Below are 12,906 nucleotides of genomic sequence, written 5' to 3' on the forward strand. Positions count from 1 at the left end.
CTCAGATGATATTCATCGTGGTCAAGTGGAAGCCGAAACAGGAGTATCTCGAGACATTCCCCGACGTCGTCGCCGAGTTCACCCAGGCAACCCGCAACGAGCCCGGCAACCTGTTCTTCGAGTGGTCCCGCAGCCTCGACGATCCATCGGAATACGTTCTGGTCGAAGGGTTCCGCGACGGTGATGCGGGTAAGGAGCATGTCACCAGCGAGCACTTCAAGAAGTTCGTCGCCGAAGCGCCGAACGCGCTGGCTTCCACGCCGCTGATCATCAGCCACACGATCGACGCCGACGGATGGTCGGAGATGGGTGAGATCAAGGTTGGCTGACAGCGCCGATGTGACCAACCGGACAACAACGTCCTCGCTGTTCCCGATAGGGCTGCGACCCGGGTGGATATCCGTCTTCATGGCCAGAAGCCAGGACGAACGTTGTTGTCTGGTGTGCGGCGGGCAGACCGAACCGGCTCCGCTCGACGGTAAACGCGACCAGCGGCGCTGCGTCAGTCCCGACTGCGCCGGACGGGAGTGGTGGGTGCAACTGACGCGCCGCCACCTATGAGGCGGTTAGCGGCGACGGGCAACGGGTAGAGAGACACCCATGGCCACAGTTGACGTGTCTGTCTCCTCCGACCAGTCACCGCGCGAAGCCTGGGCGCTGGCATCCGACCTCGACCGCTTCGGTGAATGGATGACGATCTTCGGCGGCTGGAAGAGCGAGGTTCCGGCCGAGGTCCAACTGGGCACGAAGGTGTCCTCACTGATCAAGGTCAAGGGTTTCCGCAACGTCATCCACTGGGAAGTGACCAGCTTCGAGCTGTTCAAACGCCTCGAGATGAGGGGCAGCGGCCGGGGCGGCGTGCACATCGCGCTGGACATGACGATCAGCGACAACAACCCAGGCTCCACGTTCCACCTGGTCGCGCGCCTGACCGGCGGGCTGCTCAACGGCCCGGTCGGGTCGCTGGTGGCCAGGGTGCTCGAATCCGACGTGCGCAGGTCCGTGGAGAACCTGGCCTCGCTGCGTCCGGTGTGAGTCCCATGCCCGCCGGCCTGCTGATCATCGGCAGCGGTCCCGCCGGTGTCAGCGCCGCGGAAGCGTTTCGCGAACACCGCCCGGACGCACCCGTGCGCATCCTGACATTTGACCCGGACCCGCCCTACGCGCGTCCTCCGCTGAGCAAGGAGTTCCTGCGCGGGGACGCCGACGACATCGCCCTGCACCCGCCGCAGTGGTACCGCGACCGGTCCATCGAGGTGACCCATGGGGTGCGGGTCGAAGCCGTGGACGTCGCGCAGAAATCCGTGACGGCCGGGGACCGTCGCTTCGAGTACGACACCTTGGTGTTGGCCTGCGGCGCCGCGCCGGTGCCGTTACCGGTGCCCGGCTCCGAGTTGGCTCTGCAGTTACGGTCGGCCACCGACGCGGTGACCTTGAAGGCAGCGGCGAAGCGCGCGGAGACCGCGGTGGTGATCGGTGCCGGCTTCATCGGATGCGAGGCGGCGGCTTCGCTTGCCGCGCAGGGCATTTCGGTTGACCTGGTGGCCCCCGATCCGGCACCTCAGGTCAAGCGCCTGGGCCACGAGGCCGGTCAGCGGGTGCGGCAACTGGTCGAGCGCGCCGGGGTGCGTTACCACCCCGAGTCGACGGTGAAGGCATTGGAGAAGAGCGCCGACCGCACCGCGGTGCTGCTCGAGGACGGCACCCGCCTGGTAGCCGACCTGGTGCTGGCCGCCACCGGTGTCGCGCCGCAGAGCGGTCCCGCCGAGGCCGCCGGACTCGACGTGCGGGATTCCCGGATCGTGGTGGGCAGCGATATGCGCACCTCTGCCCCCGATGTTTTCGCCGCGGGCGATCTCGCCTTCGCCTTCAACGACACCGCCGGGCGTCATCTCGCCGTCGAGCACTGGCAAGACGCCGTCGACCAGGGCAGCATCGCCGGGACGGTGGCCGCCGGGGAAGCAGCTCGGTGGGATTCGGCGCCGGGGTTCTGGAGCACCATCGGCGAAGCCACCATCAAGTACCACGCGTGGGGTGACGGGTTCTCGGATGCGAGGCTGGTCGAGCACGGCAGCGGATTCACGGTCTGGTACACCGACGACGGAGGCGCCGCCGTCGGGGTGCTCACCTACCACGCAGACGACGACTACGACGCCGGCAAAGAGCTGATCGAGCAGGCAGCGGCACCGCCGCGGTGACCGTTCGGTTTACCGGCGAGCGCAGTGGGTAATATGCGGCTTTATTAGCTGATCTTGACCGTGAGAAAGCATGCGCACCGAATTCCACCAGCACCTCGATGACTTGGCGTCCAACCTGGCGAGGATGTGTGCGCTGGCAGGTGGCGCAATCGAGCGGGCCACGCATGCGCTGCTGCAGGCGGATCTGGAAGCCGCCGAAGATGTCATCACGCAACTGGACCAGCTGACCACCATGAAAAATCAGGTCGAGCACGACGCCTTCCAATTGCTGGCCCTGCAGTCCCCCGTCGCGTCCGACCTGCGGGCCGTCGTCGGCGCCTTGCAGACCTCGGCCGACGCCGATCGGATGGGCGGTCTGGCCGCACACGTCGCGCGCATCGTCCGTCGCCGTCATCCCGCCCGGGTCCTGCCCGAAGAGGTGGACGGATACTTCGCCGAGATGGGTGAGGTGGCGGTCGCCCTGGCCCGCAGTGCACAAGAGGTGGTGCTCTCCGGCGATGTGGGGCGGGCGAAACAGATCCTGCAAGACGACGAAACCATGGACAGCCTGCACCGGCACCTGTTCACGGTCGTGCTGGGGGCGGACTGGCGCCACGGGGTGGCCGCGGCCGTGGACCTGGTGCTGCTGGGCCGGTTCTACGAGCGGTTCGCCGACCACACCGTCGACATCGCCCGGCGGATCATCTTCCAGACCACCGGCTCCAAGCTCACCGACTCCCCACCGCCGGCCGAATAACGGAACCTCACCCGCCCTGGGTGGAGGCCCTGATCACCAGTTCCGGTTGGAACACCACATGATCCGGGCGGTGGTTGGCCGGATCTTCGGCGGCGTCGATCAGCAGGTCCACCGCGGTGCCGCCGATCCGGGCGGTGGGCTGGCGGATCGAGCTCAGCGGGATCACCGCAGACCGGGCGAAGTCGATGTCGTCGTAACCGACGAGGGCGATGTCCTCGGGCACCCGGAGGTCCCCGATCAGCGTCAGCGCCTGCAACACACCGATGGCCAGCAGGTCGTTGGCACAGAACACGGCGTCCGGGCGCAGCCTCGCCGGCCGGTCACGCAACAGCTCTCCGACGGCGCGGCCCTCGAGCACCGTCAGGGCCGGAGTGCTGATCACCTCGAGCTGCGCGCCGGGAATGGCGTCGACGGCCTGCTGGGCGCCGGTCCGCCGATCACGGACCTGCCGCAGCTCGGCGGGCCCGCCGACGAAGGCGATCCGGCGACGGCCGACCTCGCCGAGGTGCGCCACCGCCATCCGCGCGCCGGCGATGTCGTCGACGGCCACCGAATCGAAGGGGGTGCCGCTGCCGTCCCGGTCGACGAGCACCACCGGCGTACCGCGCCGTTGCAGCGCGGCCAGCCGGCTCAGGTCGTCGCCGATCGGTGAGACCAGCAGGCCGAACACCCGCTGCTCGTCGAAGGTGTCGATGTAGGTGCGTTCGCGGTGGGGGTCGTCATCGGAGGTGCCGAGCAGGATGGTCAGGTCGAGCTCCCCGGCCCGGTGCTCGGCGGCACGCGCGATATCGGTGAAGAACGGGTTGCCGACGTCGAGTACCACCAGCCCGACGCTGCGGGACCGGCCCGCCCGCAGCTGACGGGCCACGTCATTGCGGACGAAGCCGAGCTCGTCGATCGCCGCCTGGACACGCGCCACCGTGGCAGGTGCGACCTTGCCCGGAGCGTTGAGGACGTTGGAGACGGTCCCGATCGACACCGAAGCGGCCGCGGCCACGTCACGCATGCTCACCACGCGACCATCACACCAGATGACTTCAACCGACGGCAGCCGCCTGGGGTTCGAAGCGCCGCACCGGGAAGCGCGCGGCCACCAGGGCCCGCAGCGATTCCAGGTCACCGGTCACCAAGCCACGCGCCCGCGCGGTCAGCAGCACATTGCCCAGCGCGGTCGCTTCGACGGGGCCCGCCAGCAGCGGCATCCCCAGCCGGTCGGCGGTGAGCTGGCACAGCAGTTCGTTCTGTGAACCACCGCCGACGATGTGTACCTCGCTGACGTCCACACCCGTCAGCTCCGCCGCGGTGCGCACCGCGCCGGCAAACGCCGCGGCCAGGCTCTCCACGATGGCCCGCACCATCGCGGCGGGGCCGTTCGGTGCGGGCAGGTCGCGCTCGGTGTACCACTGCGCGATCCGGCCGGGAATGTCGCCGGGTGGCAGGAAACGAGGGTCGTCGGTGTCGAAAACTTCAGCGGGTCTGGGCATTTCGGCGGCCTCGGACAGAAGGACACCGAGTTCGAGGCGGTGCCCGTCGCGGTCGAACTGGCGCACGGTCTCACTGAGCAGCCACATGCCCATGACGTTGTGCAGGAACCGGATCCGGCCGTCGGTGCCCACCTCGTTGGTGAAGTTCGCCTGCCGCGCCGCATCGGTGACGACGGGAGCGGGCAGCTCGACACCCACCAGCCCCCACGTGCCACAGGAGATGTAGGCGGCCCTCTCCGAACGCATCGGGATGGCGGCAACTGCGGAAGCGGTGTCGTGCGAGGCCACCGACACCACTTCGGCGCTCACCGGCAGGCTCAGCCGGGCACGGACGTCGGCCAACAGCGGCCCGCGCACACTGCCGGCCTCCACCAGCTCCGGCAGCAGCGATGTCGGCAGGCCCAGCCGCTGCATCAGCTCGGTGTCCCACGCCCCCTCCAACGTCAACAACGCTGTGGTGGAGACGTTGGTGCGTTCGGCGGCGCGGACACCGGTGAGCCAGTAGTTGATCAGGTCGGGCACCAGCAGCGCGGTGTCGGCCAGATCGAGCAGCCCGTCGGCCTTCTCCGCGGCCAGCTGGTAGACGGTGTTGAACGGCAGGAACTGAATACCGTTGCGACGGTAGAGCTCCTCGGGGCCGATCTGGGCGTGCACCAACTCCACACCGCGCGAGGTGCGCTCGTCACGGTAGTGGTGCGGCGTCGACAACAGCCGGCCGTCGCGCAGCAGGCCGTAGTCGACGGCCCACGAGCACACGCCGATACCCGCCAGGTCCGGCGCCTCGTGTCCGGCCGCGGCCAGACCTTCGCCGACGTTGCGGTAGAGACCCGCGATATCCCAGTGCAGAGCGTCGCGGCGGCCGTTCCACAGTGACACCGGATCGTTGGCGAACCGGGCCACCGACCGCATCTCGAGCCGGTCCGGCCCGACCTCGGCGAGCATCACCCGACCGCTGGTGGCCCCCAGGTCGACCGCGGCGACGGACCCCGTCATCGCAGGAAGGCGGCGGCCACACCGGCGTCCACCGGCACGTGCAGCCCGGTGGTGTGGGAGAAGTCCGACGTGCACAACGCGAACGCCGCGTTCGCGATGTTCTCCGGCAGCACCTCACGCTTGAGCAACGTGCGCTGCGCGTAGTACTTGCCCAGCTCCTCTTCCGGAACCCCATACACCGCAGCACGTTTGGCGCCCCAGCCGCCGGCGAAGATGCCGGATCCGCGCACCACACCGTCGGGGTTGATGCCGTTGACCTTGACCCCGTGCTCGCCCAGCTCGGCGGCCAGCAACCGAACCTGGTGCGCCTGATCGGCTTTGGTGGCGGAGTAGGCGATGTTGTTGGGGCCGGCGAACACCGAGTTCTTACTCGAGATGTAGATGATGTCGCCGCCGAGCTTCTGGTCGATCAGCGCTTTGGCGGCCGCTTTCGACACCAGGAACGACCCGCGGGCCATCACGTTGTGCTGCAGGTCCCAGTCCGCGGCCGTGGTCTCCAGCAGCGACTTCGACAGCGACAGACCGGCATTGTTGACCACGATGTCGATGCCACCGAAGGCCAGCACGCAGGCGTCGACGGCGGCCTGCACGGCATCCTCGTCGGTGACGTCGGCGGCGATCCCGACGGCGACGTCGGAGTTGCCGATCTCCTTCGCGGCTTCGGCAGCCTTGTCGGCGTTCAGGTCGGCGATGACGACGCAGGCGCCTTCGGCGGCCAACCGGGTGGCGATGGCCTTGCCGATACCCGAGGCGGCACCGGTGACCAGCGCGATGCGTGTGGCCAGCGGCTTGGGCTTCGGCATCCGCTGCAGTTTTGCCTCTTCCAGCGCCCAGTACTCGATGCGGAATTTCTCCGACTCGTCGATCGGGGCGTAGGTGGAGATGGCCTCGGCGCCGCGCATCACGTTGATGGCGTTGAGGTAGAACTCGCCGGCCACCCGCGCGGTCTGTTTGTCCTTGCCGTAACTGAACATCCCCACGCCGGGGATCAGCACGATCGCCGGATCGGCGCCTCGAATCGCTGGGCTGTCGGCGTCGGCGTGCCGGTCGTAGTAGGCCTGGTAGTCGGCGCGGTAAGCCTCGTGCAGTTCGGTGAGCCGCTCGCGGCACTTGTCGACCGGGGCGTCGGCGGGCAGGTCCAGCACCAACGGCTTGACCTTGGTGCGCAGGAAGTGGTCGGGACAGCTGGTACCCAGCGCGGCCAGTCGCGGATGTTCGCTGCTGGCAAGGAATTCGAGCACCCGGGGGTCATCGTTGAAATGACCGACCTGCGCCTTGTCGGTGGACGCCAGACCGCGGATGAACGGGGCCAGCTCGGCGGCCTTGGTGCGCCGCTGTTCGTCGGGCAGGGCCGCGTAGCCCTCCAGTGCGCCGCCGAAGGGCTGCGGTTTCCCGTTGGCGTCGATGTAGCGCTGCGCGGTCTCGATGATCTCCAGCGAATGCGCCTCGGCTTCGGCGGAGGTGTCACCCCACGCCGTGATGCCGTGACCGCCGAGGATGGTGCCGATGGCCTGCGGGTTGCGCTTCTTGATGTCTGCGATGTCGAGGCCGAGCTGGAATCCGGGACGCCGCCACGGCACCCACACCACGCGGTCACCGAAGATCTGCTTGGTCAGCGCCTCACCGTCGGCGGCGGTGGCCAGCGCGATACCGGAGTCCGGGTGCAGGTGATCGACATGGGGGGCGTCGACGAGACCGTGCATGGCGGTGTCGATGGACGGCGCCGCGCCACCCTTGCCGTGCAGGCAGTAGTCGAACGCCGCCACCATCTCGTCTTCGCGTTCCACGCCGGGGTAGACGTTCACCAGCGCGCGCATCCGGTCCAGCCGCAGTACCGCCAGGCCCTTCTCGGTGAGGGTGCCGAGGTCTCCCCCGGAACCCTTGACCCACAACAGTTCCACGGGCTCGCCGGTGACCGGGTCGGTCTCGCTGCCCTTGGCCGAGGTGTTGCCACCGGCGTAGTTGGTGTTCTTCGGGTCAGAGCCCAGCCGGTTTGACCGGGCGATCAGGTCTTGGACGGTCTGGTTGGTCATGTTTCTCAGGCTCCCCACGAGGATTGGGTTCCGCCGACACGTTCGGCGTTGATGGTGTTCTGGTATCCGGATTCGGCGAAGGCACGCATGGGGTCCTCCGGCAGCCCCCGTTCGCTGCGCCATTGAGCCAGCGTGGGACGGACATCGGTGTAGAAGGCGTCCATGAAGATTCCGTTGGCGCCCAGCACGTCACCGGTCTCCTGCGCTGTGGTCAGCGCCTCGGTGTCGACCAGCAGGGCGCGCGCGGTCATCTCCTGGACGTTGAGCACCGAGCGGATCTGCCCCGGGATCTTGGCTTCGACGTTGTGGCACTGATCCAGCATCAGCGCCAGATCCGACCCGCTCTCCAGCCCACCGCCCCGGATCACCTCGAACATGATGCGGAACAGCTGGAACGGATCAGCGGCCCCGACGATCAGGTCGTCGTCGGCGTAGAACCGTGAGTTGAAGTCGAAGGAACCCAGCTTCCGGAGCCGCAGCAGCTGAGCGACGATGAACTCGATGTTGGTTCCCGGCGCGTGGTGGCCGGTGTCCAGGCAGACCTTGGCCCGGTCTCCCAGTGCGCTGACCTGTGCGTAGGACGTGCCCCAGTCCGGGACGTCGGTCATGTACATGGCCGGCTCGAAGAACTTGTACTCCAACACCAGGCGCTGCCCTTCGCCGATGTGCTGGTAGATGGCGGCCAGCGATTCGGCGAGCCGGTCCTGGCGGCCGCGGATATCGCCCTGGCCCGGATAGTTGGTGCCGTCGGCCAGCCAGATCTTCAGATCCCGCGAGCCGGTCTGGTCCATGATCTCGATACACGCCAGATGGTGATCGATCGCCTTCTGCCGCACCATCTTGTCGGTATGGGTCAGGCTGCCGAACTTGTACTCGTCGTCCTGGAAGGTGTTGGAGTTGATGGTCCCCAGCGCCACCCCGTGCTCGCGGGCGTAGGCGCCCAGCTTGGTGTAGTCGTCCACCTTGTCCCACGGGATGTGCAAAGCCACCACGGGCGCCAGCCCGGTGAAGCGGTGCACCGTGGCGGCGTCGGCGATCTTCTCCTCGATGGTGCGCGGCGTGCCCGGTGTCCCGAACACCTTGAAACGTGTCCCGGAGTTACCGAACGCCCACGACGGGAGTTCGATCGCGAGGTTGTCGAAGGTCTCGCCAGTGAAGGTTTTCTGCGTCACTTCAGACCACTGCCTTTCCGGCCGCCGGATCCTGCACCGGTTGGCCATAGCGCTCGATTTCGATCTGCTGCAACGTCTTTCCCTGCGTCTGGGGCGCCCAGATGGCCCCGATGATCAAGGCTACCGTCAGCAGACCGACCAGCAACAGGCCGACGACCGTCAGGCCGGTGGCGGCCAGCAGGGTCGGGAAGAAGTAGCTCAGCAGGCCCGTCGCGGTACGCACCGCGAAGAACATCACGCCCTGGGCGCTGGCCCGGTACGGCGTGGCGAACAGCTCACTGGTCCACAGGCTGTAGAAGGCCTGCGCGCCGAGGCCGGACGAGATTCCCCACAGCACCGCGAAGATCAGCATGGTGGGCACGCCGCCGTCGGTGAAGGCCACCAGGACGATCCAGCCGACGATTCCCAGCGCGGCGCCACCGATGTAGAGCTTCTTCTGCGACACCCGGTCGCCGTAGCGCATGAAGCCGAAGTAGGTGGCCAGCACCGTGCAACCCCACACCAGCACCTGCAGCAGGTTCTGCGCCACCGGGCTGTGCAGGCCGGCGGTGTCGTAGACGCGGGGCATGAAGATGCCGGCCTGGCCGGCGACGGTGTTCCAGAACAGGTAGATGCCGCCGAGGAAGAGCAGGGCGGTGATGTTGACCTTGCGGGAGAACAGGCCGCGCAGACCGCGGGCGCCCAGGGTCACGGACGCTTCGGCTTTCCCTTCTTCGGACCAGATCTTCGACTCTTCCAGCCCCTGGCGCACCCACCAGACGATCGCGGCGACCACGAACAGGTGCAGGAAGATCAGCCGGGAACCGAGCAGGCCCATCGGGGCCAGGGCGGCGGCCAGCGCGAAGCCGATCAGCGGGCCCACCGACCAGGCCAGCTGCGCGGTACCGACGTGCTTGGCGCGCTCCACCGAGGGCGCCTGTTCGGCGATGTAGGTCCACGATGCGGGCACACCGGCGCCGACGGCGATACCGGTCACGATGAACGCCACCAACAGCATGGTGAAGTTGACGGCGAAGGCGGCCAACAGCACGCCGGCCATGTAAACCAGCAGATCGTAGGTGTAGATCGCCTTGCGGCCGAAGCGGTCGCACAGGGGTCCGCCGAGGATGGCGCCGATGGCCGCGCCGAAGGCGTTGGCGCTCAGTGCCGCCAGCAACCCCACCGCGAAATTGCTGATGCCGAATTCGGCCTGCCAGAACGCGAGGCTGGTGGCGATGGCGATGATCGAGCCGGCCTCGATGTAGTTCGACATGGCGACGGCGATGGTGGCCCGCCAGCCGGTCGTGGAGCGTGCTCCGATTTTCATACGATGTCCTCTGGTCTCAGTAGGCGGTGGGGATCAGGTGTCGGTTCAGGCGAGATGGAAGTAGTGCTGTAGCGGGCGCATGGCCTCATCAGGGTGGGCACTGTCCTGGAAGTACTGGCTCATACCGGCCTGCCACTTGGAGTTGACGTCGGTGGCGGCCATGGCCCGCTGCGCGGCCTCGAAGTCCGGCGTCTCGAGGTACCCGACCACCAGGCCGTCGTCAGGCCGGACGAACAGCGAGTAGTTGCGCCAGCCGGCCGCACGGAGTGCGTCGAGCATCTCCGGCCACACCTCTTCGTGGGCGTGCAGGTAGTCCTGCACACGGTCGGGTTTCAACTGGAGGAGAAAACAGACCCGCTGAATCGCGGTGTCCGGCGTCGTCGACGTCTCCGGCATCCCAGCCCCTTCGCTGTCTGAAGATTGAAACGTTTCAATCCCGTGAGTACGGTCACAGTAGAACGCTCGCTGTGGTTCGTCAAGATCCCTGGTCGGGCGGTGCAGATCGACGGTGGGGCCCACCGCACCGACGGCCGACCGCGCGTACCGTCGACTACATGGTCAGCCTCGACGGTGTGCGCGAGAGCCTGGGGCGGGGCCTGTTCGGCCTGGTTGCCGGCCCCGACGGCCCCTCCAACCGCGCCCGCATCCACCAGACGCCGGGCCCACGCTGGTTCGCCGAGGACCGGCCCATCCGCCGGGTCCACGGCGACGCGTCGATGTTCGTCGGCGGCTTGCGCGCGCTGCTGCTGCAGTCGTTGCATCCCCTGGCGATGGCCGGCGTCGCCCAGCATTCCGATTACCGCGGCGATCCGTGGGGTCGGCTTCAACGCACCAGCACCTTCCTGGCGGTCACCACCTACGGCACCGCGGTCGATGCCCAGCGCGCCGTGGACAAGGTCCGCGGCATCCACCGCCGCGTCCATGGCGCCGCCTCTGACGGCACGCCCTATGAAGCCTCGGACCCGCATCTGTTGGAGTGGGTGCACATCGCCGAGATCGACAGCTTCCTGACGGCGTTCCAGCGTTACGGCGCAACACCTTTGGACCAGGCTGGCCGCGACGGGTACGTCGCCGACACCGCCCGGATAGCCACCGCACTGGGCGTCGCGGATCCACCGCGCACCGAAGCTGAACTGGCACAACGCATTCAGCAGTTCCGGCCCGAGCTGCGCGGCACCGCCGAGGCACGCGATGCGGCCCGGTTCCTGCTGTTGACCCCGCCGCTGCCTCTGGTGGCCCGCGGGCCCTACGCCGCGCTGTCGGCAGCGGCAGTGGCCATGCTGCCGTCGTGGGCCCGGTTTCCGCTGCGGCTCCCGTATCTGCCGCTCACCGAAGCGACCACGGTGCGATGGTCCGGCCAGGTACTGGTCGGCGGTATCCGCTGGGCGATGGGCCCACGCTGAATCACACCGGAATGCTTGTGCCCGTTTCCTTTTCAGCAAAGGCCACCACACGGGCGGCCAGCTCGTAGTCGCACGCCACAGCGGACCGCCCGATCAGGACCGGTCCGCCCCGCAGGCCCATGATGCCGTCGACGCCGACATAGCTGCCGGGGGGAATCGGCTCACTGATGCAGTACAGCGTCGGCGCCGCACCCTGATCGATGTCATTGGCCAACCGGTCCCCCACCGCTTTGACGCCTCGGTGCACCAGCGCCATGGGCCCGCTGTCGGCGACATTGGAGATGTTCGACGACACCCAGCCCGGGTCGGTGAGCTGACTGGTGACCGGCGAGCCCGCCACGCGCAGCCGCCGGTCGAGTTCCAGCCCCCACAGCATCGTCGCCAGCTTCGACCGCGAATAAGCCCCCATCACCGTCCACTTCGCCGTGCGCAGGTGCATGTCCTCCAAGCGCAGCGTCGCGCGCTTGTGAGCCTCTGAGCCCACCGTGATGATCTGCGAGCAAATTCGCGGCAACAGCAGATTCGTCAACGCGAACGGACCGAGCAGATTGGTGGCGATCGTCGTCTCGAAACCGTCGGCGGTGTCGCGGCGGTGCTGCGTGAGCCCGCCCGCGTTGTTGATCAGGATGTCGATATCCCCGGCGAGCGCGTCCGGAAACGCCCGAACCGACGACAGATCGGCCAGATCCAGGTGGAGCACCTCGGTGGAGCCGCCGATCTCGGTGGCCCGCTGGGCGCCCAGCGTGGTGTTGCGCACCGCCAGGATCACGTGCGCACCCGCGTTCACCAGCGCGCGGGCCGTGGCCAGACCCACTCCGTTGGTGGCACCGGTGACGATGATGCGCTTGCCTGCCAAGTTGCCGAGGCGGCTCGGCGACCAGTGTGCTGACACGGTGCCCACACTAGCGTCCGCGACTCGCCCCACACCCGGAGAAACGCCCCAGAGCACGCAAAAACGTTGCAGATGACGACTTTTGAACTGTCAATAAACAATCGAATCGCCGAGCTCGGCGGTAACACTCAGCGCCGCAGCGCGGCTGTTACGCTGAGTCGGTCGCGGGTTCGTCGTGCACCACCGTAGGTGGTGCCGTTCGCGAAGGGCTACTTAGCCGGCAGGAGCGTGCGTATCGCTCACAGTATTACGGACCTTCCGCGGTTGGCCATCTGTGACCGGGCAACCGGATCCGGTGGTGTCGACGGCGCTTGGTGGCCGGCGGCACAGGATCTGAGCACCGCGTTACCGGACCTGGTTTCCGTTGTGGGTTCGTGGATCGGGCCGGTCCGTCGCGTCGTGTACGACCACCGAATGTGGCCGCCCGCACCCGCGCGCATCATCCGCGGCGACACTTCGGTGGCCGTCGATCCGTACCGTTTGCGGGCCAGCGACACCGTGCTGCTGCTCGGCACCCATTCCCGCGACGCCGTGCTGTTCGTCGTACCGGCAGCAGAACCCGAGGCCACCGCCAGGTGCGTCCTGACTGCGGTCGCGAACTCAACCCAACCGATGACCGTTGCGATGGTCAGGCGGCTCCTGCGACCTCATCCCGATATCACGTTGCATCCGTGATCGCACCACTTCTC

Annotated in this window: 13 protein-coding genes; 6 read left to right on the top strand and 7 right to left on the bottom strand. The window is 67.6% G+C overall.

The features are described from left to right. Window positions 1-5: 5 nt before the first annotated feature. From AC3A6P_RS32970 to phoU, 4 genes are all read left to right on the top strand, one after another. Window positions 6-329, top strand: a complete 324-nt coding sequence (locus tag AC3A6P_RS32970) for a putative quinol monooxygenase (protein ID WP_487696600.1) — start codon at window positions 6-8, stop codon at window positions 327-329. Between the two features lie 271 nt (window positions 330-600). Then, window positions 601-1,035 (top strand): type II toxin-antitoxin system Rv0910 family toxin, encoded by a 435-nt coding sequence (locus AC3A6P_RS32975; RefSeq protein ID WP_487696601.1) that lies wholly within the window; start codon window positions 601-603, stop codon window positions 1,033-1,035. Window positions 1,036-1,040: 5 nt separating this feature from the next. Continuing rightward, window positions 1,041-2,198 (top strand): NAD(P)/FAD-dependent oxidoreductase, encoded by a 1,158-nt coding sequence (locus AC3A6P_RS32980; protein WP_487696602.1) that lies wholly within the window; start codon window positions 1,041-1,043, stop codon window positions 2,196-2,198. A 70-nt stretch (window positions 2,199-2,268) separates the two neighbouring features. Beyond that, window positions 2,269-2,934: a phosphate signaling complex protein PhoU gene (gene phoU, locus AC3A6P_RS32985; RefSeq protein ID WP_487696603.1), complete on the top strand. Its 666-nt coding sequence runs from the start codon at window positions 2,269-2,271 to the stop codon at window positions 2,932-2,934. A 7-nt stretch (window positions 2,935-2,941) separates the two neighbouring features. On the opposite strand, the gene AC3A6P_RS32990 is transcribed toward phoU, so the two are convergent. Genes AC3A6P_RS32990 through AC3A6P_RS33015 form a run of 6 tightly spaced genes read right to left on the bottom strand, consistent with a single transcriptional unit; the run spans window position 2,942 to window position 10,318 of the window. Further along, complete coding sequence (locus AC3A6P_RS32990) at window positions 2,942-3,940, bottom strand: LacI family DNA-binding transcriptional regulator (RefSeq protein ID WP_487696662.1); 999 nt, start codon at window positions 3,938-3,940, stop codon at window positions 2,942-2,944. Window positions 3,941-3,971: 31 nt separating this feature from the next. Continuing rightward, window positions 3,972-5,411 carry a rhamnulokinase gene (locus AC3A6P_RS32995; RefSeq protein WP_487696604.1) on the bottom strand — a complete coding sequence of 480 codons (1,440 nt, stop codon included), beginning with the start codon at window positions 5,409-5,411 and terminating at the stop codon, window positions 3,972-3,974. Beyond that, a complete protein-coding gene (locus AC3A6P_RS33000) occupies window positions 5,408-7,444 on the bottom strand; it encodes a bifunctional aldolase/short-chain dehydrogenase (protein ID WP_487696605.1) in 2,037 nt (678 codons plus the stop codon). Before AC3A6P_RS33000 ends, AC3A6P_RS32995 begins: the two co-directional genes overlap by 4 nt. Before the next feature lie 5 nt (window positions 7,445-7,449). Continuing rightward, on the bottom strand, window positions 7,450-8,616 hold the full coding sequence (gene rhaI / locus AC3A6P_RS33005; RefSeq protein ID WP_487696606.1) for an L-rhamnose isomerase: 1,167 nt from the start codon (window positions 8,614-8,616) through the stop codon (window positions 7,450-7,452). A gap of 1 nt (window position 8,617) precedes the next feature. After that, complete coding sequence (locus AC3A6P_RS33010) at window positions 8,618-9,922, bottom strand: MFS transporter (RefSeq protein ID WP_487696607.1); 1,305 nt, start codon at window positions 9,920-9,922, stop codon at window positions 8,618-8,620. A 45-nt stretch (window positions 9,923-9,967) separates the two neighbouring features. Beyond that, window positions 9,968-10,318, bottom strand: coding sequence for an L-rhamnose mutarotase (locus AC3A6P_RS33015; RefSeq protein WP_487696608.1), 351 nt, complete (start codon window positions 10,316-10,318; stop codon window positions 9,968-9,970). A 158-nt stretch (window positions 10,319-10,476) separates the two neighbouring features. Here AC3A6P_RS33015 and AC3A6P_RS33020 point away from each other — a divergent pair, with 158 nt between their 5' ends. Next, on the top strand, window positions 10,477-11,325 hold the full coding sequence (locus tag AC3A6P_RS33020) for an oxygenase MpaB family protein (RefSeq protein ID WP_487696609.1): 849 nt from the start codon (window positions 10,477-10,479) through the stop codon (window positions 11,323-11,325). 1 nt (window position 11,326) lies between these two features. On the opposite strand, the gene AC3A6P_RS33025 is transcribed toward AC3A6P_RS33020, so the two are convergent. Then, window positions 11,327-12,217 carry an SDR family NAD(P)-dependent oxidoreductase gene (locus AC3A6P_RS33025; protein ID WP_487696610.1) on the bottom strand — a complete coding sequence of 297 codons (891 nt, stop codon included), beginning with the start codon at window positions 12,215-12,217 and terminating at the stop codon, window positions 11,327-11,329. A 264-nt stretch (window positions 12,218-12,481) separates the two neighbouring features. Here AC3A6P_RS33025 and AC3A6P_RS33030 point away from each other — a divergent pair, with 264 nt between their 5' ends. Further along, window positions 12,482-12,892: a DUF5994 family protein gene (locus AC3A6P_RS33030; RefSeq protein WP_487696611.1), complete on the top strand. Its 411-nt coding sequence runs from the start codon at window positions 12,482-12,484 to the stop codon at window positions 12,890-12,892. Window positions 12,893-12,906 lie beyond the last annotated feature (14 nt).

Source organism: Mycobacterium sp. Soil_C_30 (assembly GCF_057656995.1).

What these genes read in the sequence shown, in the direction of transcription:
- AC3A6P_RS32970 (WP_487696600.1), top strand. Translation starts at nt 6, where the DNA reads ATGATATTCATCGTGGTCAAGTGGAAGCCGAAACAGGAGTATCTCGAG.
- AC3A6P_RS32975 (WP_487696601.1), top strand. Translation starts at nt 601, where the DNA reads ATGGCCACAGTTGACGTGTCTGTCTCCTCCGACCAGTCACCGCGCGAA.
- AC3A6P_RS32980 (WP_487696602.1), top strand. Translation starts at nt 1,041, where the DNA reads ATGCCCGCCGGCCTGCTGATCATCGGCAGCGGTCCCGCCGGTGTCAGC.
- phoU (WP_487696603.1), top strand. Translation starts at nt 2,269, where the DNA reads ATGCGCACCGAATTCCACCAGCACCTCGATGACTTGGCGTCCAACCTG.
- AC3A6P_RS32990 (WP_487696662.1), bottom strand. Translation starts at nt 3,940, where the DNA reads ATGCGTGACGTGGCCGCGGCCGCTTCGGTGTCGATCGGGACCGTCTCC.
- AC3A6P_RS32995 (WP_487696604.1), bottom strand. Translation starts at nt 5,411, where the DNA reads ATGACGGGGTCCGTCGCCGCGGTCGACCTGGGGGCCACCAGCGGTCGG.
- AC3A6P_RS33000 (WP_487696605.1), bottom strand. Translation starts at nt 7,444, where the DNA reads ATGACCAACCAGACCGTCCAAGACCTGATCGCCCGGTCAAACCGGCTG.
- AC3A6P_RS33010 (WP_487696607.1), bottom strand. Translation starts at nt 9,922, where the DNA reads ATGAAAATCGGAGCACGCTCCACGACCGGCTGGCGGGCCACCATCGCC.
- AC3A6P_RS33015 (WP_487696608.1), bottom strand. Translation starts at nt 10,318, where the DNA reads ATGCCGGAGACGTCGACGACGCCGGACACCGCGATTCAGCGGGTCTGT.
- AC3A6P_RS33020 (WP_487696609.1), top strand. Translation starts at nt 10,477, where the DNA reads ATGGTCAGCCTCGACGGTGTGCGCGAGAGCCTGGGGCGGGGCCTGTTC.